At 66.1% G+C, this 18,996-nt stretch carries 17 protein-coding genes, 1 tRNA gene and 1 pseudogene; 9 read left to right on the top strand and 10 right to left on the bottom strand.

Annotation, left to right across the window (positions count from 1 at the left end; all coding sequences use genetic code 11):
* Nucleotides 1-29 precede the first annotated feature (29 nt).
* Nucleotides 30-1,513 (top strand): annotated as a pseudogene (locus FDW81_RS15565) (MFS transporter).
* A gap of 20 nt (nt 1,514-1,533) precedes the next feature.
* Here the strand turns inward: FDW81_RS15565 and FDW81_RS15560 are convergent.
* Nucleotides 1,534-1,607, bottom strand: a tRNA-Gly gene (locus FDW81_RS15560).
* A gap of 240 nt (nt 1,608-1,847) precedes the next feature.
* Here FDW81_RS15560 and FDW81_RS15555 point away from each other — a divergent pair.
* Nucleotides 1,848-2,327 carry an SRPBCC family protein gene (locus FDW81_RS15555; protein WP_138135126.1) on the top strand — a complete coding sequence of 160 codons (480 nt, stop codon included), beginning with the start codon at nt 1,848-1,850 and terminating at the stop codon, nt 2,325-2,327.
* A gap of 87 nt (nt 2,328-2,414) precedes the next feature.
* Here the strand turns inward: FDW81_RS15555 and FDW81_RS15550 are convergent, their stop codons facing one another.
* Nucleotides 2,415-4,181 carry a CAP domain-containing protein gene (locus FDW81_RS15550; RefSeq protein WP_138135125.1) on the bottom strand — a complete coding sequence of 589 codons (1,767 nt, stop codon included), beginning with the start codon at nt 4,179-4,181 and terminating at the stop codon, nt 2,415-2,417.
* A 128-nt stretch (nt 4,182-4,309) separates the two neighbouring features.
* Between FDW81_RS15550 and dcd the strand changes: the two genes are divergently transcribed.
* On the top strand, nt 4,310-4,885 hold the full coding sequence (gene dcd / locus FDW81_RS15545; protein WP_138135124.1) for a dCTP deaminase: 576 nt from the start codon (nt 4,310-4,312) through the stop codon (nt 4,883-4,885).
* Between the two features lie 60 nt (nt 4,886-4,945).
* Here the strand turns inward: dcd and FDW81_RS15540 are convergent, their stop codons facing one another.
* From FDW81_RS15540 to FDW81_RS15510, 7 genes are all read right to left on the bottom strand, one after another.
* The gene (locus FDW81_RS15540) at nt 4,946-6,127 is read right to left on the bottom strand and encodes a cation:proton antiporter (RefSeq protein ID WP_138135123.1); all 1,182 of its coding nucleotides are present in this window, start codon (nt 6,125-6,127) and stop codon (nt 4,946-4,948) included.
* A gap of 5 nt (nt 6,128-6,132) precedes the next feature.
* Nucleotides 6,133-6,615: a cation:proton antiporter regulatory subunit gene (locus FDW81_RS15535; protein WP_138135122.1), complete on the bottom strand. Its 483-nt coding sequence runs from the start codon at nt 6,613-6,615 to the stop codon at nt 6,133-6,135.
* The gene (locus FDW81_RS15530) at nt 6,612-7,667 is read right to left on the bottom strand and encodes a LacI family DNA-binding transcriptional regulator (RefSeq protein ID WP_171027242.1); all 1,056 of its coding nucleotides are present in this window, start codon (nt 7,665-7,667) and stop codon (nt 6,612-6,614) included. The genes FDW81_RS15535 and FDW81_RS15530 overlap by 4 nt, the downstream gene beginning before the upstream one ends.
* A complete protein-coding gene (locus FDW81_RS15525) occupies nt 7,664-8,398 on the bottom strand; it encodes a cupin domain-containing protein (RefSeq protein ID WP_138135120.1) in 735 nt (244 codons plus the stop codon). The genes FDW81_RS15530 and FDW81_RS15525 overlap by 4 nt, the downstream gene beginning before the upstream one ends.
* Nucleotides 8,395-9,366 (bottom strand): PmoA family protein, encoded by a 972-nt coding sequence (locus FDW81_RS15520; protein ID WP_138135119.1) that lies wholly within the window; start codon nt 9,364-9,366, stop codon nt 8,395-8,397. The genes FDW81_RS15525 and FDW81_RS15520 overlap by 4 nt, the downstream gene beginning before the upstream one ends.
* Nucleotides 9,363-10,463, bottom strand: coding sequence for a Gfo/Idh/MocA family protein (locus tag FDW81_RS15515; RefSeq protein ID WP_138135118.1), 1,101 nt, complete (start codon nt 10,461-10,463; stop codon nt 9,363-9,365). The genes FDW81_RS15520 and FDW81_RS15515 overlap by 4 nt, the downstream gene beginning before the upstream one ends.
* A gap of 146 nt (nt 10,464-10,609) precedes the next feature.
* Nucleotides 10,610-12,013 (bottom strand): MFS transporter, encoded by a 1,404-nt coding sequence (locus FDW81_RS15510; protein ID WP_138135117.1) that lies wholly within the window; start codon nt 12,011-12,013, stop codon nt 10,610-10,612.
* Between the two features lie 194 nt (nt 12,014-12,207).
* Between FDW81_RS15510 and FDW81_RS15505 the strand changes: the two genes are divergently transcribed.
* The 6 genes from FDW81_RS15505 to mnhG are packed head-to-tail and all read left to right on the top strand — an operon-like array spanning nt 12,208 to nt 18,660.
* The gene (locus FDW81_RS15505) at nt 12,208-15,285 is read left to right on the top strand and encodes a Na+/H+ antiporter subunit A (protein WP_138135116.1); all 3,078 of its coding nucleotides are present in this window, start codon (nt 12,208-12,210) and stop codon (nt 15,283-15,285) included.
* Complete coding sequence (locus tag FDW81_RS15500; protein WP_138135115.1) at nt 15,282-15,800, top strand: Na(+)/H(+) antiporter subunit C; 519 nt, start codon at nt 15,282-15,284, stop codon at nt 15,798-15,800. The genes FDW81_RS15505 and FDW81_RS15500 overlap by 4 nt, the downstream gene beginning before the upstream one ends.
* Nucleotides 15,797-17,443, top strand: coding sequence for a Na+/H+ antiporter subunit D (locus tag FDW81_RS15495; RefSeq protein WP_138135114.1), 1,647 nt, complete (start codon nt 15,797-15,799; stop codon nt 17,441-17,443). Before FDW81_RS15500 ends, FDW81_RS15495 begins: the two co-directional genes overlap by 4 nt.
* Complete coding sequence (locus FDW81_RS15490; protein WP_138135113.1) at nt 17,440-17,985, top strand: Na+/H+ antiporter subunit E; 546 nt, start codon at nt 17,440-17,442, stop codon at nt 17,983-17,985. The genes FDW81_RS15495 and FDW81_RS15490 overlap by 4 nt, the downstream gene beginning before the upstream one ends.
* Complete coding sequence (locus FDW81_RS15485) at nt 17,982-18,260, top strand: monovalent cation/H+ antiporter complex subunit F (protein ID WP_138135112.1); 279 nt, start codon at nt 17,982-17,984, stop codon at nt 18,258-18,260. The genes FDW81_RS15490 and FDW81_RS15485 overlap by 4 nt, the downstream gene beginning before the upstream one ends.
* Nucleotides 18,250-18,660, top strand: coding sequence for a monovalent cation/H(+) antiporter subunit G (gene mnhG / locus FDW81_RS15480; protein WP_138135111.1), 411 nt, complete (start codon nt 18,250-18,252; stop codon nt 18,658-18,660). Before FDW81_RS15485 ends, mnhG begins: the two co-directional genes overlap by 11 nt.
* Nucleotides 18,661-18,680: 20 nt before the next feature.
* Here mnhG and FDW81_RS15475 read toward each other — a convergent pair whose 3' ends face one another.
* Entirely contained in the window at nt 18,681-18,944 is a 264-nt protein-coding gene (locus tag FDW81_RS15475; RefSeq protein ID WP_138135110.1) for a DUF4235 domain-containing protein, read from the bottom strand.
* Nucleotides 18,945-18,996: the final 52 nt, after the last annotated feature.

Below are 18,996 nucleotides of genomic sequence, written 5' to 3'. Positions count from 1 at the left end.
CGGACCGCACGCACTGTGAGGACATACCTGTGGCACCTCCACCGCCTTCATCGGCAACCGTTACCCAGCCGGTCATCGACTCCGCAGGATCTGCGCCGCCAGGGCGTCCAGCACCGCAGGACCCTTCAGCGCAACAAGACCCTTCAGCGCCGCAAAGCCCTCAGTCACCGCAGGGCGCTCCAGCCCAGCCAGACCCTTCAGCCCAGCACCCCCAAACCCAGCCCCTCGCCGTCGTCAGCGAGCGGCTGCCGTGGAAGCACACCTTCATCTCGCTCAAGGTGCCCAACTTCCGCATCTTCGCCATTGGGCACTTCATCGCAGTGATCGCGATCTGGATGCAGCGGATCGCCCAGGACTGGATGGTGTTGGAACTGTCAGGTTCCGTCGCCGCTGTCGGAATCACCGTGGCGCTGCAGTTCCTGCCGTCCCTCCTGCTGGGCCCTTGGGGTGGCATGATCGCCGACCGGTTCGTCAAGCGGAAAATCCTGATCCTGTGCCAAAGCATGGCCGCAGTGCTGGCGGCGGCGCTCGCGGCCCTTGCGCTCAGCGGCGTCGTCGAAGTGTGGCATGTCTACGTCATCGCACTGGTGCTTGGCCTGGTGACTGTCCTTGACCAGCCGACCCGGCAGGTGTTCGTCCACGAACTGGTGGGGCCTGCCTATCTCCGCAACGCCATCAGCGTCAATTCCACCACCTTCCAGCTCGGCGGTCTGATCGGTCCCGCCCTGGCTGGATGGCTGCTGACTGCGGTGGGGGCCGGATGGGCGTTCGCCGGCAACGCCTTCGCCTGCTGCTCCACGGTTGCCATGCTGCTCATCCTGCGGAAGGACCAGCTGTTTGTCAGCGCACCGGCACCGAAGAGCAAGGGGATGCTCCGTGAGGGCCTGCGGTACGCGCTCAGCAAGCCCACCATCTATTGGCCCTGGCTTATGGCCGGCTTCATCGCGGTGTTCGCCATGGGCCTGCCAGTGGTGCTCGCCGCCTTCGCCGACCATGTGTTCGAGGCGGGCGCCGGCGGCTACGGGCTCCTGAACGCCCTGGTGGCGCTTGGCGCACTGACAGGTGCAGTCGCGTCCACCCGGCGCAGGCAGCTGCGGCTGCGCTCGGTGGTGTTCTGCGCAGGAATGTACGGTGCCATGCTGTGCCTTGCGGCCCTGGCGCCGTCGATGCCGGTGTTCGGCGCGGTGATGGTGCTGTCCGGCTTCTGGTGCCTGATGTTCCTCACCGGGTCCAACCAGCTGGTCCAGGTGAGCACCAATATGGGCATCAGGGGCAGGGTGATGAGCCTCTACACCATGGTGTTGATCGGCGGCCAGGCCATCGGCGGGCCCATGCTGGGCTGGATCGCCGAGCACGCCACCCCCATCTGGCCCTGCTGGTGTCCGGCGGGGTGCCGGCCCTGGCGGCTTTGACGGTGGCGGTGATCCTCGCACGGAAGGGCTCGCTGCTGCTGAAGGTAAACCTCAAGGACCGCAGGCAACCGGTGCAGATCATCCGCCGGGTTGCTGCCTAGCCTCCGAGGAACAGCAGGCGTGGAGCGGCTGACGGGAATCGAACCCGCGTATCAAGCTTGGGAAGCTAGCGCTCTACCATTGAGCTACAGCCGCAGCGCCCCCCTTGTGGAGGGGCAGAACATAGCTTAGCGCAGAAGTCTGCCCGGTTTGCCCACCACCCCTTCAGCCGCTCCGTGTCACTGCGGCCGGCGCGTCATGCAGTAACTCTTCAATAACGTCCCCGGCTGTGGCTAGGTGGGCGTGCGGAGCGCTGGCTAACCTGATCCGGGTAGCTGTGGTGCCGGGGGGATGCAGCTGCCGCGGCAGGCCCACGTCAACCACAGAAAGATTCCGATGGCATTCGCAGAGCACGAGGTCCTCATCCGGCGGGACGCCATGGCTGTGTATCTGTACCTGCTGGATGCGGCAAACCTTCCGCTATGGCGCGACAGCGTCCGCAGCGTCAAGCTGGTGCAGGGAGCCGCGGCATCCAAGGGCGCGGTTTACCGGAAGATGGTGGCAGGGCGCTCGGGGCTCAGCATCCCGGCAGAACTGGAAATTACCCAGGCGCGGCCCGGTGCGGAAATCCAGTTCACGGTCGTCTCTGGCCCCGCACACCGGACGGGCGGCTACTATCTGAGCACCGAGGCCTCGGGGACCCGGGTCCGGTTTGCCCTGGAAGCCCGCCCGGAGGGGCCGCTTGGCTTCGTTGACAAGCTCGGCTTTCTGAACCGGCTGGGCTTCCTGAACAGGATGCTGCAGCGGAGCGTCAGCTCTGACGTAGCCGAGCTGGAGCGCCTCAAGGACGTCTTAGAGCTCCAGCCGGCGATTTAGCTGCCAGCTGGCCAGCTTGCTGTTCCGGCCTCACTGACCCGTCCCCGCTGTTCCCGCCTTGCCGCTCCAGCCTTTAATGGGCAAGCCCTACTGCGCCAGGCGCTGGCCCGCCCAGGGACCCGCAATGTTCGACGCCGAGGCGAGGCTTCCTGAGGACAGGTCCCAGTACTGGACCACGTCCGAGGCCCGCCGAAGCCCCAGCCCGGTGGAGTTCAGCCCCGTAACATCCCGCAGCGCCCTGATGCCGGTGACGTCTCCCCATCCGGTGGCCACTGTGGGCCTTGCCTCTGCGCGCAGGGCTGTGGTTCCCCAGCCGCGGTAGAGCTGGACTGAGCCGTCAGCCCGGAGGGCCAGGACGTCTTGGAAGCCGTCGGCATCGTAATCCACCATGGACAGCTTCCGGGCAGTCCCTACGGAGCCCACAAACGTGCGGGCGGACAAGTCGCCCGTGCCCTTGTTGGGGTACAGGTAGAGGTTCCCGGCGCCGTCCAGCGCCAGGAGCTGGGGCATCCTGTTGTTGGCGCACCAGCCCCCCACTGCCAGGGTCAGCGTTTCCCACCCACCGTTGCCGAGCGTCACTGGCGCCTGGAAACCTCCGCCGGCTATGCCCCGGTGCAGGGTAAGGGAGCCGTTGGTCCACTGCGTCAGGAGATCGTAGGCGCCATCACGGTCCCAGTCCGTGGTGAGGACTTCCTTAGCGCCGGCGAAGCCCGACCCGATCACCCTGGCCGCACCAAAAGTGCGCGCCCCTGTGGCCGCCCTGCCGAGGAGCTGCCCGGTGGAGTCCACCGTCACCAGGTCACCTGGCCCCTTGATGGCTGCGGCCGAGAGGTCAAGCGTGGGCGGCATGTGACGCACGGGGGCATCGCACATGGTGGGGGCCGGTGGCGGGAAGGCGGTGCTGGGAGCGCTGCCGCCGGGGGAATCCGTCGTGCCTGCAGGAAGGGCGGTATAGCCGAAGAAGTTGACCACACCCCAGATCTGGTACGTCCTGTCCGTATAGCTGATCCCGGCGCCCATCACGTTGAAGCGGGGATCGAGCAGCATGGCGTTGTGGCCGGGAGAGCCCTTCCACCATTCCACCAGCAGCGCCGCATCCCGGTCGGTGCGGATGGCGATGACTTCGCCGGCGCCGTTGTTGGGGCTCAGGGCGCGCGGATCGGTCCAGAAACTGGCGCGGTGCTCTATCACCTCGCGGGAGGCGATGCTGTCCGACCATTCCTGCGCCAGCCCCGCCACGGTGCTGTTGTATTTGACCGGGTTCAGGCCCCTAGACACCCGGTATTCGTTGATCTTGTTGAATACGGTAAGGACGGCGGTCGCATTATTAAGCGGAACCAGCGCCTCCGGGGCGGGAACGGCAGTTGCAGACTCCGGAACGGATTGCCGGGAGGTAGAGGGGGAAACCAGTTCCTCGTCCGGGGCCCACAGCGGCGGAATGGAGGGGACCTCGGGTCCTGTTTCTGCCAGCTCGGCTTCGGGGGCGGTGGTAGGCGCCGCTGGTGCCGTTGCCCCGGCGGCGTTGGTGGTTGCGCCGGCGCCAGGAGCCTCAAGGGTGGCCGGTTCCGGTGCCGTTTCGGGCCCAGCAGCGGTCGCCAAGGGCACCGTAGGTGAGGCCGGGCGGATATCCGGTTCCACGGCGGGGGTGAGCAGGGGTCCGGTGGCGCCTGCCCCGGAGGAGGATTCGCCGTCGTCATGGACAACGGAAGGAGCCAAGGCAACGCTGCTGGCGCCGGAAGCCGTGGCAAGCCCGCTTCCGGCAGGGGGCAGGGGAGCCGTGCCCCCGGAGGAGGCCAGGGCCAATGCACAGAGCACGCCAATGAAAGAGGGCACGACCTTTTTGTTCACAAACATCCCCAGCTCTGTTGGGCCATCCGGGAGACCATCCGGCGCCTGAATCACTGAAGCAACACTAGCCCCACTGGGCACCAGCAACAACGAAAGAATGCGGCTGTGGATAACCGATACGGTAATTTGGGACGGTGCTGATCTCTGACCGCGATATTCGTTCCGAAATAGACTCCCAGCGGATCGTGCTCGAGCCGTACGATCCCGCGATGGTCCAGCCGTCGTCGGTGGATGTCCGGATCGACAAGTTTTTCCGCCTGTTCGACAACCACAAGTACGCACACATTGATCCGGCAGAGGAGCAGCCGGAGCTGACCCGCCTCGTTGAAGTGGAGCAGGATGAGCCCTTCATCCTGCATCCGGGCGAGTTTGTCCTCGGTTCCACCTTTGAAACCGTCACGCTGCCTGATGACATCGCAGCCCGCCTGGAGGGGAAGTCGTCCCTGGGAAGGCTGGGACTGCTGACCCACTCCACTGCCGGGTTCATTGACCCCGGCTTCTCAGGCCACGTCACACTGGAGCTGTCCAACATGGCCACGCTGCCCATCAAGCTGTGGCCCGGCATGAAGATCGGCCAGCTGTGCTTCTTCCGGCTTTCCTCGTCTGCGGAGTACCCCTACGGCTCAGGCGAATACGGCAACCGGTACCAGGGCCAGCGCGGGCCTACCGCCAGCCGCAGCCACCTGAACTTCCACCGCACAGGTATCTGACCCCGGAGGACTTCCGCAGTCGGCGAACGGGCAGCGGACAGCCGAAGCGCCCCTGCGTGGTCAGGCCTTCGCAGCCACCTTCGGAGCCGGCAGCACGGCCTTGGCCAGCGGCTCCGCATAGCGTGCCGCGAGCGGGCCTGTGACGGCCAGGAGCAGCACATAGGCGGTGGCAAGGGCAGCGAGTTCGCCGGGTATCGCTCCGGACGCCACTGCCAGCCCGGCGATCACGATCGAGAACTCGCCGCGGGCAATCAAAGTAGCCCCCGCACGGAACCGGCCCGGCCTGGCAATGCCCACGCGTTTCGCTGCCCAGATCCCGGTGGCCATCTTGGTGGCGGCGGTGATGACCGCCAGCACCAGGGCCCAGCCGAGCACCGGAGGAATGGATGAGGGATCGGTATTGAGCCCGAACGCCACAAAGAAGATGGCGGCGAAGAGGTCGCGCAGCGGTTCAAGGATGCGGGTGGCGTTGTGTGCCGTCGCGCCTGAGATTGCGATCCCGAGCATGAAGGCGCCCACTGCCGCGGAAACCTGCATGGCTGAGGCCAGGCCGGCCACCAGCAGCGCGGCACCCAGCAGGTTCAGCAGGAACACTTCGGAGTTTTCGCTATGGACAGCCTTGGACACCTGGTGCCCGTGGCGCAGTGCCACCATCAGCACCAGGCTGACGACGGCCAGCGCGATGCCGACGGTGGTAAGGCCGCCGAGGAAGCTGACCCCGGCAAGGATGGTGGTGAGGACCGGAAGATAGACGGCCATGGCCAGGTCCTCAAAAACCAGGATGGACAGCACCACCGGGGTTTCCCGGTTGCCGATGCGGCCCAGGTCCGTGATGACCTTTGCTGCGATTCCTGACGAGGAGATGTAGGTGACCCCGCCCAGCACCATGGCTCCTACCCCGCCCCAGCCCAGCAGGTAGGCAAGAGCCGCGCCCGGCAGGAAGTTAAGGACCAGGTCAAGCACGCCGGCCTGCCAGGATCTCCTCAATCCGGTGAAGAGCTCTGCGGCCGTATATTCCAAACCGAGCATAAGCAGCAGCAGGATAACGCCGATTTCCCCGGAAAGATGCGCAAACTCGTGCATACCCTCGAGCTTGATAATCCCGCCGGCCCCAAAGGCGAGCCCGCCGAGAAGGTACAGCGGGATTGGCGACATTCCGATCCGTCCGGCCAGCCTGGCCAACAGGCCGAGGCAGAACACAACGGCCCCCAGTTCAATGAGGGTCAGGGCCAACGGGTCCATTGCGCTTATCCGTTACGAAGGATATCGGCCGCCGTATCGAGACCTTCCTGGGTACCGACAGCTATCAGCAGATCACCGGTGTGAAGGACGACGTCGGGCCCCGGCGATGGCAGCACCTCACCTTCACGCATGATCGCCACGATGGAAACGCCGCAGCGGGTGCGGATGCAGGCCTTTCCCATGGGCTGGTTCTGGAACGGGGAGTCCGGCGTGATGGAAAATTGCCGGGTGACGATGCCGGGAACATCTTTGTGCTCCTCCGACAGTTTCATGGCCAGGTGCTGTCCGCCCAGCAGGTTGCCCAGCGTTGCCGCCTCTTCCGCCGTCAGCGGGATGGAAGCCTGGCAGGTATCGGGATCATCCCAGGTGGACACGATAAGTTCCGTCTGGCCCTCCCGCAGCTCCACGACGCCGATCCGGCGGCCCGAAGCCGTCATAAAGTCCTTCCGCCGGCCAAGGCCCGGAAGGTTCGTCTCATCCACGTTCATGCTTCCAGACTAGTCTGCCCCGGGGCCCTTGGGGCCGGGCCGGACGATTCCCGCAGGACCAGCCGCATGCCCGCGGTTCCAGGTTCCGGCGGAGGGGTTCTGCCGGGCTTCAGCGCCGCGAGCAGCTGCTTCATGGCATGGCTTCCCTGGGCCTCGAGATCCATGTGAACGGTGGTCAGCGAGGGGACCAAAAAAGCAGACTCCGGATGGTCGTCCCATCCCACCACGCTCACGTCGTCAGGGACCCTGCGGCCTTCTTCGTGGAGGGCACGGATAGCCCCGACGGCCAGCTGGTCATTGGCGGCGAATATGGCGGTAATGGAGCGGTCAGCCACGAGGGTTTGCGCCGCCGCGTAGCCGGAAGCTGCGTTCCATTCCGCTTCAGCCACCCCGCCGTCCTCCAGCCCGGCCTCCTGAACCGCCTGCCGATAGACCCGCAGGCGGTTCCTCGCTGCCGGCCATTCCTGGGGGCCGGCGATGTGGGCGATCCGCCGGTGTCCCAGGGCGGCCAGGTGCGCCACGATGGACCCTGCCGCGGAACCGTCCGACATCCTGCCCTGGCCGCGCATCTGGTCGTCATATTCCCCTGCAACCACTACCGGGATCCGTTCCTGCGCCTGCAGGAGATCGGTTCCGGCAAGGGGAACGAAGGAGAGCGCTCCTGCAAAAGGACCGCCGTCGAGAATTCTGCGGAGCCGTTCCGTCCTGTCCGGTCCGCTGCCCTCAAGGGCGACGACGTCCAGGTGGTACCCTGCGTCCTGCGCGGCTGCGGCGGCCCCGGTCAGCATCCTGGACGGAAAGTAGGGTGAGGCACCCGGCACCAGGGCAAGGAGGCGGTAGGTGGACCTGGTCCGCAGTGATCTGGCCGTGAGGTTGGGCGTGTAGTTCAGTTCCGCCATGGCCCGCTCGACCTTCTCTGACGTCGCAGCCTTCAGCTTGGAAGGGTCAGCCATGTACCGGGAGACTGTCTGGTGCGAGACCCCCGCGAGCCGGGCGACTTCGTAAATTGTGGCTGCTCGGCCCGGCCCGGCGCCGGCGGGCGGGGGTTTCACAGCCGCGCGTCCTCCCAGGTGGTGAGGCGGCCGCACATTCCGTACCCCTCGCCGGTCCGCCGGCCGCCGCGTGCAACGGCTGCGCCCGCCAAGGATGCAGCTGATCCCTCGGCCAGCTCCTCCAGTGCCTGCCCGGTCGCCTTGACCTGGGCCAGGACGTTCGCTTCCCACAGTTCCTTCCAGCGTTCCACGCGGGGCCGGACCAGACGGGCCGCGACGTGGTGGAACTCCGTCAGGGCACCAGGGCCATTCCGGAGCACTGACGTATGCAGTTCGGAGTATCCCTCCAGGGCAAGGTCACGCCGACGGCGGGCGGCCGCGGACACAGCGGGCTCCTCCACATCGCGTGGCAGGACAGCATGCTCCGCGTACAGGTCCGGGTCCTGCAGGATGTGGCGGGGAAATGTCAGGACCGCGTCTCCGGCCTCGGGCAGCCCAGCGTTGGACATGATGACGGTCAGGGCCAGGGCCTCCGTGTTCACCAGTCGGTGAACGGTGCCGGGGCTGAACCAGAGCAGGGCTCCGGCCGCCAGGCTGTGTTCCTCGGCGCCTGCCATGGAAAGGGTGTGCACCTCGCCCCTGCCGGCCGTGACCAGGTAGGCCTCGGAAGACACCGTGTGCAGGTGCGGCGAACCCCCGCACAGCCCGTCGTCGGACTCCCAGTCGTAGACCCGCAGTCCGCTGACAGCAGTGCCGCCCGGAAAACCTGGAACTGAGGCAGTGCGGTTCACCTGTTTGCCCGCCGCCCTGCTGTGCCGGCCAGTACTTCACGGGCGGCTGTGGCCAGGGCTTCAGCCCGCGCTGCGTCGGACTGCCCGTCGGCAACGACCACGGCGTGGCGGAAGCGCAGGGTTGATCCTGCCGGGAACAGGACTTCCTGGCTGAAGAAGGGAGCAGGGCCCATGCAGGCAAACGGATCGGAGCGGGCGAACCACTCGGGTTCCGGGTGGGCACTCCCCGGATCGTCCACCATGACCACGGTGGAGAAACGGCAGTTTTCGTCATGCTGCCCCACGAAGGACAGCCATGGCGCCCGCTGGCCGCGGAGTTCCTCGCCCGCAGCGCCGCCGGGCCCGATGATGGTCCCGCCGGCGAAGGACCGCGGCCCGCGCCAGAACAGCCCCCCGTATCCGGCATTGTCCCGCCCCTCGGTGGTGGGGGAGCCAATATGGATTTCTTCGCCGGAGACGTTGGTCATCTCAGTCGCAAAGACTAGGGTGTAGCTGCCGTCCGTCCCCGGCACAACCTGGAAGGACCGCTCCTCCTCGACCACGAGCGACCCCTGGTGGGTGATCCACCGCAGCGTGTGGGCAAAAGCGAACGCGCCGCCGTCGTGCGTTGCCTCAATGATCTCGCGGTGCCGCATGGCGCCGTTGTTTGGCAGCCACTGGTAGCCCTGGCCGCGCCGGTAGCTGGGGCCGCCCCAGAAGTTGTCCGCACCCAGGTGCGGCAGGGACCAGGCGATGCCCTTATGCCACACATGGTCGTGCGGGCGATAGGCGCTGACCAGATCGCCGGACCTGGTGCGGACGGGGTGGAAATACGGCCTGGGCGATTCCTCCTGGGGATCGTCGGCAGCGTAGGTGTAGGTGAGTACGTCCACGCCGTCAAGGAAAATCACGACGGCGGCTCCATCGTCCGTCCAGGTGAGCTGGTTTGCGGGGGCTTCGGCAGCAGTTGTTCCGGGGGTGGCGCTCATGCGTGGCTCGTTTCCAGTTTCCATGGTTCCAGCCGGCCGTCGGCACGGTCAAAGAACGGGTTTCCTTCGGTGATTTCGCCGCGGCGTACGGTTTTTCCTGTGATGGCGGAGGCGTACATTGCGGCGGCGAGTTCCATGGTGGGGTAGGCGTCTGCCAGCGTGACCGGCGGCACCGTTCCGGAGCTGACGGCCTCGATGATCCGTTGGTACTGTGCGGGGTGGCCACTGGGCGCGTCCGCCCGGCCGTCCGCCCACAGGTCCGCCAGGTGCTCCTGGCCGGGCGCGGGGGTGAAGCTCCAGTGTGACCCGTCATATCCGTAGAGATGCTCCAGTTCCACGGTGGCGTGCTCGTAGTCGAAGCGGAGCTGGGAGGTTTCCCGGGGCGAAATGACGGAGTTTATGACGGTGCTGAGGGCTCCGGATTCGAACCGGACGATCGCAGTGGAGACGTCCTCCGTTTCCGTGCGGCGGGCGAGCCTCCCTGCGAAGGCCGTCACCTCCTGCCACGGACCCCACAGATGGAGGAGGAGGTCGAACTGGTGGATGCCGTGCCCCATGGTGGGTCCGCCGCCTTCGATGTCCCACTGGCCGCGCCACGGTACGTCAAAATACTCCTGGTTCCGGAACCACAGCGTATTGCAGAAGCCCGTCAGCGGATTGCCCAGGGCCCCGGACTTCTGCAGCTCCGCCAGCTTGCCTGCACCCGTGCCGAAGCGGTGCTGGAAAATGCAGCTGACGCGTTTCCCGGTGGTGCGCTCGGCTTCCTGGAGCTCCTGCAGCTGCCGCAGTGACAGCGCCGGTGGCTTCTCCAGCACCACGTTCAGGCCGAGTGCGAGTGCTTCCAGGGCCAGCGGGGCATGCGACGACGGCGGCGTGCAGACAGCGACCAGGTCCAGTCCCGCTTCGGCGGCTGCGGCCAGGCTGGGAGCGGTGCCGGCGAATCCCGTTTTCCCGGCGAACGCGGCGGCCCGGCCGAGGTCGATATCCACGGCAACCACCAGTTCCGCCCCTGCAAGCTTCAGTGCCTCTGCATGAGCATGGGCTATGCCGCCCGTGCCGATAATCCCCGCGCGGGGACGTTTCAAGGACTGGCCCATGGGTTGGTACTCCTCATCGTTGAGACTTTTTGAAAGGATTCATTCTCTGACTGCTCCATTATGTGATCGATAACAAAAGGCGGTCAAGGGGGTAGAGGAAACCCGCCGCATGAAAAAGCGTTTCAACCCCAAAAGCCTGCGGCCGCTCAAGCCGCGGGAACCACCGCAATGGGAGCCTGGCCAGGCGATTTCACCGGCAGCAGGACCAGCAGGCCGGCGAGGAGGACCACCATGATGCCCAGGATGCCCCAGCGCTGTGCTTCACCGGGTGCCACGAAGGGCGTGGCCAGGGTGATGCTGAGGGTAAAGAGGGCCGGTGCCAGGAAGCTGACTGCGCGGCCGGTGGTGGCGTACAGGCCGAACAGTTCTCCTGACTCGCCGTGCGGCGCGAGCCGTGCCAGGTACGCCCGGGACGATGACTGTGCCGGGCCTACGAAGAGGCAAAGGAACAGTCCGAAGACCCAGAACGTGGTACTGCCCGGCCAGGCCATGCCCAGGAAGACGTAGTCGCCGTTGCCGAGGACCAGGATGACCGTGCCGGCGATCAGCAGGCCCACCAGCGAACCGATGATCACCCGCTTGGGGCCGATCCGGTCGTCCAGGAAGCCGCCGATGACCGCCCCCACCGCGGCCACCACGTTTCCGAAGATGGCGAAGAAGATGACCTGGGACAGCTCAAACCCGAAGGTTCCTGCAGCGATGATTCCGCCGAACGTGAAAACAGCCGCCAGCCCGTCCCGGAAGACGGCGCTCGCCAGCAGGAAATAGATGGTGTGCGGGCTGGTGGCGTAAATCGCCTTGATCCGCCGGACCAGCAGCCCGTAGCTGGCCAGGATCCCGAGCCGCTTGGCCTGCGGTGCCTTGGGAAGTTCCGGGACGGCAAACAGCACCGGCAGGGCGAAGATGAAAAACCACAGGGCTGAGAACACGGCCACCAGCCGGATGTTCAGGCTGTCCTCTGTGGAGGCGCCGAACCATTCGATGCTGGGCTGGACGAACAGCTGCAGGACGATCAGCAGGGCAACGATGCCCCCCAGGTAGCCGGCGCCCCAGCCGAACCCGCTGACTTTGCCGATGTTCCGCGGCGTGGAGACCTGGGCCAGCATGGCGTTGTAGTTGACGCCCGCGAATTCGAAGAACACGTTGCCCAGCGCAATGAGGGACACGCCCAGCAGCAGGAATTCCGGCCGCGGGAACACGAAGAAGCACAGTGCCGTCAGGAGGGCGACAGCTGCCGTGTTGACTCCCAGCCACAGCTTTCGCCTGCCGCCGGCATCCGAGCGCTGACCCGTAACCGGTGCCAGGAGCGCGATGGCAAGGCCGGCAACAGCCAAGGCGCCGCCGAGGACTGCCGATGCCTGGTCCTCGGCGCCGAAAGCGTTCGAAGTGAGGTACACGGTAAAGACGAACGTCGTCATCACCGCATTGAAGGCAGCCGAGCCCCAGTCCCAGGAAGCCCATGCCAGGACCCGCCCCTTGCTGGTTGCCTGATTCCCGGATTCGAGCTCCGAGGACGGCTGCGTTGCCCCGGGAGCGCTGGCGCTGTTCATAGGAAGCATCGTATCCGCGGCGGCGAACACCCGGCGGAACCGGGGCCAGTCAGGCCGGGGAAAGCAGGAAAGGATACAACATTGGCGGCGGAAGCGATACAGAAGCCTTGATAAACTGAACCTTCCCGGACCTAACGAATGAACCGCCTGCTCCAACTTTTGACAATCGAAACCCTGACGCTGCGGAGATGCCAGTGATTACAGTCCTTGCCGTGCACTTTTCGGTGGCTGCCCTGGCGCCTTTCCTCTTCAGGGCCTGGGGCCGGAACGCCTTCTACGCGCTCGCTGCTGTTCCCGCCGCCTCCTTTGCCTGGCTGCTGTTCCAGCATGGTCCGGTCTACTCGGAGCAGGGTGCCGTTGAAGAGGTGGTCCCGTGGATCCCGGGCCTCCAGCTTGAGTTCGCCTTCCGGATGGACGCCCTGGCCTGGGTCATGTCGCTGCTGGTGCTTGGGGTCGGTGCCCTGGTGCTGGTCTATTGCGCCAGGTACTTCAAGAAAAGAGACCAGGACCTCGGCGGTTTCGGTGCCCAGCTGCTGGCCTTTGCCGGCGCCATGTTCGGACTGGTGGTGGCGGATGACCTGCTGCTGCTGTTCATCTTCTGGGAACTCACCACCATCCTGTCCTACCTCCTGATCGGGTACGCGCGGACCCGGCTGGCGGCACGGCGCTCCGCGCTTCAGGCGCTCATGGTCACCACCGCCGGCGGGCTTGCGATGCTCGTGGGGCTCATCATGCTGGGCCACGCCGCACGAACCTACCGCATTTCCGCCATCCTGGAGCAGGCGCCCGCCCTGGTTGACGGAGCCACGGGGCCAGCGGTGGGTGCCGCCGTCGTCCTCATCCTGGTGGGCGCCATCACCAAGTCCGCCCTGGTCCCGTTCCACTTCTGGCTCCCCGGCGCCATGGCGGCCCCTACCCCCGTCAGTGCCTACCTGCACGCCGCCGCGATGGTCAAGGCCGGGATCTACCTCGTGGCGAGGCTCGCTCCAGGTTTCTCCGAGGCGGCCTACTGGCAGCCGGTGGTGCTGGGGCTCGGCCTCGCCACCATGCTGGTGGGCGGCTACCGGGCACTGCGGCAGACTGACATCAAGCTCATCCTGGCCTACGGCACCGTCAGCCAGCTTGGTTTCCTCACCATGGTGGTGGGCCTGGGCACCCCCGATGCGGCGCTCGCCGGCCTGGCGATGCTCCTGGCCCACGGACTGTTCAAGGCCAGCCTGTTCCTGGTGGTGGGCATCATCGACCACCAGTCAGGGACACGCGATGTCCGCAAGCTCTCCGGCGTCTTCAGGTCGTCCCGGGCCCTGGGCGTCGTGGCGGGCATCGGGGCCGCCTCCATGGCGGGCGTACCCCTGCTCGGCGGCTTCGTGGCCAAGGAATCGGTGCTGGAGGCGTTCGTCCACCATGCGGCGGACCCTGCGGCAGGATCGCGGGGAACGGTGGTGCTTGCCGGGATCGTCATTGGCTCCGTCCTCACCTTTGCCTACAGTGCCCGCTTCATGTGGGGTGCTTTCGCGGTCAAACCCGGCGTGGAGCGCACGCCCTTCAGGGCCATCAGGCCCTCCTTCCTCGCCGCGCCCGCCGTCCTGAGCCTCCTGACCATCATCTACGGCGTGTGGCCAGTTCCCGTGGACGGGTGGATCCAGCCGTACGCCGCCTTGTTTGCCTCCACCGATTCCGACGCCGGCACGCCCGCTGACCAGGCCGGCCACCTTGCGCTGTGGCATGGCTTCACTCCTGCCCTGGGGTTGACCGCCCTCACCTTCGCGCTGGGCCTGGCCATGTACTTTGGCCGCGACGCCGTTTCACGGGTGCAGTCCCTGGTGCCGCCGTGGGTGGACGGGGACAAGGCGTACCAGTACACCATCGGTGCGCTTGATGACGTGGCGGTGTGGATTACGGGCCGCACCCAGCGCGGTTCCCTGTATTACTACCTCGCCGTCATCCTGAGTGTCGCTTTCATTCTTCCCCTGTCCGCCATCCTGCTGGCCGGCAAACCACTGCCGGACGGCATCTACCTGGTGGACCCCAATTCCCCGCTCCAGCTGGTGGTGGGTGCGGCAATCGTGATCGGCGCGCTGGCGGCCGTCAAGGCCAACAAGCGGTTCCTTGCGGTCCTGATGGTCTCAGTTACCGGATACGGCATCGCCCTGATGTTTGCGCTGCAGGGCGCCCCGGACCTCGCGCTGACGCAGATGCTGGTGGAGACCATCATCCTGGTGGCTTTCGTCCTGGCGCTGCGGAGCCTGCCGCCCGAACTCCGCGACCGCACCGGCGGCAAATACCGGGTAGTCCGCGTGATCATCGGCCTCAGCTTCGGCGTCACCATGGTGTTCGCCGCGATCTACGCGATGGGTGCCCGGACCGCCATACCGGTCTCCCTCGAGTTCCCGCGCCTCGCCTACGAGGGCGGCGGCGGACTCAACATCGTCAACGTGACGCTCGTGGACATCCGGGCATGGGACACGTTCGGCGAGATCACGGTCCTGGCCCTCGCAGCCACCGGCGTTGCGAGCCTGATCTTCATCCGCGGACGCGGCGACCGGATCAAGAATGCCGCCACGGTGGCGGAGGGAACGGTGGGCCGCTACCGTTTGGCCAATCCCGGTTCCCGTGATGCCGCCGCACTGGCCGTCAGCCGGAAGTTCGCCGCTGCGGCCCGGGACGCCTGGATCGTGGCAGGCCGCACCTTGGCCCCGGAACGCCGGTCCATCATTTTTGAGGTGGTCACCCGGCTGGTCTTCCACTCCATGATCATCTTCTCGCTCTACCTTCTGCTGGCTGGCCATAACCTCCCAGGCGGCGGCTTCGCCGGCGGCCTCACCGCAGGCCTCGCATTGACCATCCGCTACCTCGCGGGCGGGCGGTTCGAGCTGAGCGAGGCTACCCCGGTGAGCGCCGGGACTCTACTGGGGATCGGGCTGGCCGTTGCGGCAGCGTCCGGGGTGGTGCCGCTGCTGCTGGGTGGCCAGGTGTTCCAGACGGCCATCATCGAACTCTGGCTTCCGGTGTTCGGGGACATCAAGTTCGTCACCTCCACCATCTTCGATATCGGCGTGTACATCGTGGTGGTGGGCCTGGTGCTGGATGTCCTGCGGAGCCTCGGGGCCGAGATCGACGAACACGTTGAAGAGCGGTCGGCCGCCGAGCACGGCGAGGGACCGGCCGGGCAGCAGGAATCTGTACTTGATTCATTCCCCGCCTCTGCAGCCAAAGGACAGGATTTCAGCGGCAGCACAGCCGGGACCACCGCAAAGGGCGGGCAAGCATGAGCGTGAACCTGACACTGCTGATCGTGATGGGGGCGCTGTACGCGTGCGGCATCTACCTGATCCTGGAACGCAGCCTGACCCGGGTCCTGCTGGGCCTAATGCTGCTGGCCAATGCCACCAACCTGCTGATCCTTGCCACCGGCGGGTACGCCGGGCTGGCCCCGCTGTATTCGAAGGACCCCGCTGCGGGGGACTACAACGATCCCCTCCCACAGGCACTGATCCTGACGTCCATCGTCATCTCCTTCGCCGTGACCGCCTTTATGCTCGGCATCATCTACCGCACCTGGGTGTTGGCGCGGCGCGATGAGATCCAGGCTGACATCGAAGACCTCCGGGTGGCGGAAACTCCGAGCTTCGATGCTGAGGATGACGCCGTGATCCCCGCCGAGACGTCCGAGTTCCCGGTCACCGTCATGGCCGGCGGCCGCGAAATGCCTGCGGAAGCCGCAGTCGAAGAAGAAAAACCGGGCTCTGCGAACGTTGCCCCACGTCCGGACGGAGGCGGAAGGTGAACCTCGCATCCCTGGCCCCGCTCGCCGTCGTACTTCCCATCCTGGGCGCCGCCCTGACCTTCCTGCTGATCCGGCACTCACGCGCCCAGCGTGCCGTCAGTATCGGGTTGCTGTCCCTCACCCTCCTGCTGGAATGCCTCCTGCTGGCCTCCGTTTGCGACGGCGGCACGGTTGCCGTGACCATCGGCGGCTGGCTGCCGCCGTGGGGCATCGTGCTGGTGGTGGACCAGTTCTCGTCCCTGATGCTGGTGGTTTCCTCGGCGGTCAGCCTTGCCGTGCTGGTGTATGCCACCGGGCAGGGCATGGCCGACGGCGACCAGGACGCACCGGTGTCGATCTTCCACCCCACCTACCTCATCCTGGTGGCCGGGGTGTCCAACGCCTTCCTCTCCGGCGACCTCTTCAACCTCTATGTGGGCTTCGAGATCCTGCTGACGGCGAGCTATGTGCTGATGACACTGGGCGGCACCGGACCCCGCATCCGGGCCGGCGTCACCTACGTGGTGGTGTCCGTGGTGTCCTCGGTGCTGTTCCTGATCTCCATCGCCATGGTTTACGGAGCCACCGGAACCGTCAACATGGCGGACCTTGCCATCAAGCTGGGTGAGCTGGACCAGGGCACCCGGACGCTCCTGCACGTGATGCTGCTGGTGGCGTTCGGCATCAAGGCCGCTGTGTTCCCGCTGTCCTTCTGGCTGCCGGACTCCTACCCGACAGCGCCGGCGCCGGTCACGGCGGTGTTCGCCGGCCTGCTCACCAAGGTGGGCGTCTATGCGATGGTGCGGACGGAAACCCTGCTCTTCCCCGGTGACTCCCTCAACACGCCGCTGATGGTGGCGGCGCTGCTGACCATGGTGGTGGGAATCCTGGGTGCCCTGGCGCAAAGCGACATCAAACGTCTGCTGTCCTTCACCCTGGTGAGCCACATCGGGTACATGGTGTTCGGCCTGGCCATGTCCTCGGTTGCAGGGCTGGGCGCCGCGGTCTTCTACGTGGCACACCACATCACCATCCAGACCAGCCTGTTCCTGGTGACAGGCCTGATTGAACGCAGGGGCGGCAGCTCCTCCGTGGACCGGCTGGGCGGCCTGGCCAAGCTGTCGCCGCTGCTGGCACTGCTGTTCTTCGTGCCGGCCATGAACCTGGCCGGCATCCCGCCGTTCTCCGGCTTCCTGGGGAAAGTGGGCCTCATGCAGGCCGGCATCGCACTTGGCACGCCACTGGCCTACGCCCTGGTGATCGGCGGCGTGGTTACCAGCCTCCTGACCCTGCTGGCCATCGCCAGGGTGTGGAACCGCGCGTTCTGGCGGAGGCCCTCCGACGCCGAACATCCGGACCCTGTGCTGCTGGCTACACCTGCTGCACCTGCTGCCCGGACCATGGTCGGGCCGGGCGCAAAACGGAACAGCGCAAAACGGAACGCCGCCAATCAGGACGTTGTCACCCTCCTGCCCCGCACCATGGTTGGCTCCACCGCGGGGCTGGTGGTGCTCGGCATAGCCCTGACTGTTTTTGCCGGACCGCTGTTCACGGTCTCTGACCAGGCCGCGGAGGACATGCTGGACAGGTCCGCCTACGTCCACGCCGTGCTCGGTGATGACACTGTGGTGCCGCCGGCCCTGACCTCGGGAGGAGGGCGATGAGCCGCCGTCGGATTTCGCTCCGCCAGGAGTTGCCGCTCCTGGTGTGGCTGGTGATTGTCTGGGGAGCCCTGTGGCAGGACTTCAGCCCGGGCAACCTCTTGTTCGGAGCACTGCTGGCCGTGGCAGTGGCACGGCTGTTCTACCTTCCGCCGGTGGAACTCAGCGGCCGCTTCAACATCCTCTACGCCATCCCCTTTGCGCTCGTGTTCCTGGGAAAGGTTGCCGCTGCCAGCGCACAGCTCCTCTACCTCGCGGTGGCGCGCGGACCAAAGGTGACCAACGCCGTCGTCGCTGTGCCGCTGCGGAGCCGGCAGGACCTGATGGTCACGGCCACCGGCCACGTGATTTCCCTGATTCCAGGTTCACTGGTGGTGGAGGTGGACCGTTCAACCTCCACCCTCTATCTGCACGCCCTGAACATCAGCTCTCCGCAGCGCGTTGAAAGCCTGAAGCAGGAAGTGCGGTCCATTGAGGCGGGGCTGATCAGGATCATGGGCACCAAGGAAGAACTGGAAACCCTGCGTATGGAGGCTACCGCATGATGAACATTGTCCTGGTGGTAACCGCCGTGATCTTTTCGCTTGCGGCGGCCGGCGCGATTGTGCGGATCTCCCGCGGACCCTCCCTGCTGGACCGGGTACTGGCAACGGATGTCCTGCTGGCCATCCTGGGCGGCGCCCTGTGCGTTGACATGGCCGTCAACCGGCACCTGAACAACCTGATGCTGGTGGTGGCCATCTCGATCATTGGCTTCATCGGGTCCGTGACGGTGGCAAGGTTCGTGGCAGACCGGAGGGAGCAGCCCAATGAATCCTGATCGCACCAGCCCGGATGCCTGGGTGGACATGCTGTCCGCGGTATTCATGATCGTTGGCGCCATCATGTCCCTGGGTGCGGCCATCGGCCTGCTGCGGTTCCCGGACCTGTTGAGCCGGATGCATGCTGCCACCAAGCCGCAGGTGCTGGGCCTGTTCCTGCTCCTGGCGTCCATCGGGCTGCAGATGCGCACCTGGTGGGTTTGGCCCGTCCTGCTGGTGGCCTGGATCTTCCAGCTGCTCACCGTGCCGGTGTCCGCCCACATGGTGGGCCGCGCGGGCTACCGCACCAAGCACCTGCACCGCGAGCTCCTTACCTCGGATGAGCTGGAGGCCGTGGTGCAGAAAGCCGCCGCCAGGGCCGCCCGGGAGGACGGTTCCGACGGCGGCCGGGGAGACTGATCTCCGTCCTGCAGTGAGCCCTAGACGATGTCCTGGGTCTTGGCGAACCGGGTGATGGCACGCTGGGTGCCGCGGTTGGCCAGGACCTGGATGATGGTGCTGACTGAAGCGGAGATCAGCGCGAACGTCAGCGCGGACTGCAGGCTGGTGGGAACATCCTCGTCCTTGCCGGTGGGCGGCTTCCGTCCGGTGGTCTTTTCCCAGATGGTGTTGACCATCTTGGTACCGAGGAAGCCGGCGCCGAGGCTGATTCCGGTGCCGAGCAGCTTGATGAAGAAATTCATTCCTAGTACTCCTTGCGGGCGGTAAACGGACTGCACCCAGCCTAGCTGCACA

The sequence above is a fragment of the Pseudarthrobacter sp. NamB4 genome (genome assembly GCF_005796185.1).
Lineage (GTDB): Bacteria > Actinomycetota > Actinomycetes > Actinomycetales > Micrococcaceae > Arthrobacter.
Note: the sequence above shows the minus strand (reverse complement) of the source record. Positions and strands in the feature narration are given on the sequence as shown.

What these genes read in the sequence shown, in the direction of transcription:
- FDW81_RS15555 (WP_138135126.1), top strand. Translation starts at nt 1,848, where the DNA reads ATGGCATTCGCAGAGCACGAGGTCCTCATCCGGCGGGACGCCATGGCT.
- FDW81_RS15550 (WP_138135125.1), bottom strand. Translation starts at nt 4,181, where the DNA reads ATGTTTGTGAACAAAAAGGTCGTGCCCTCTTTCATTGGCGTGCTCTGT.
- FDW81_RS15540 (WP_138135123.1), bottom strand. Translation starts at nt 6,127, where the DNA reads ATGGACCCGTTGGCCCTGACCCTCATTGAACTGGGGGCCGTTGTGTTC.
- FDW81_RS15535 (WP_138135122.1), bottom strand. Translation starts at nt 6,615, where the DNA reads ATGAACGTGGATGAGACGAACCTTCCGGGCCTTGGCCGGCGGAAGGAC.
- FDW81_RS15520 (WP_138135119.1), bottom strand. Translation starts at nt 9,366, where the DNA reads ATGAGCGCCACCCCCGGAACAACTGCTGCCGAAGCCCCCGCAAACCAG.
- FDW81_RS15515 (WP_138135118.1), bottom strand. Translation starts at nt 10,463, where the DNA reads ATGGGCCAGTCCTTGAAACGTCCCCGCGCGGGGATTATCGGCACGGGC.
- FDW81_RS15510 (WP_138135117.1), bottom strand. Translation starts at nt 12,013, where the DNA reads ATGAACAGCGCCAGCGCTCCCGGGGCAACGCAGCCGTCCTCGGAGCTC.
- FDW81_RS15500 (WP_138135115.1), top strand. Translation starts at nt 15,282, where the DNA reads ATGAGCGTGAACCTGACACTGCTGATCGTGATGGGGGCGCTGTACGCG.
- FDW81_RS15490 (WP_138135113.1), top strand. Translation starts at nt 17,440, where the DNA reads ATGAGCCGCCGTCGGATTTCGCTCCGCCAGGAGTTGCCGCTCCTGGTG.
- FDW81_RS15485 (WP_138135112.1), top strand. Translation starts at nt 17,982, where the DNA reads ATGATGAACATTGTCCTGGTGGTAACCGCCGTGATCTTTTCGCTTGCG.
- mnhG (WP_138135111.1), top strand. Translation starts at nt 18,250, where the DNA reads ATGAATCCTGATCGCACCAGCCCGGATGCCTGGGTGGACATGCTGTCC.
- FDW81_RS15475 (WP_138135110.1), bottom strand. Translation starts at nt 18,944, where the DNA reads ATGAATTTCTTCATCAAGCTGCTCGGCACCGGAATCAGCCTCGGCGCC.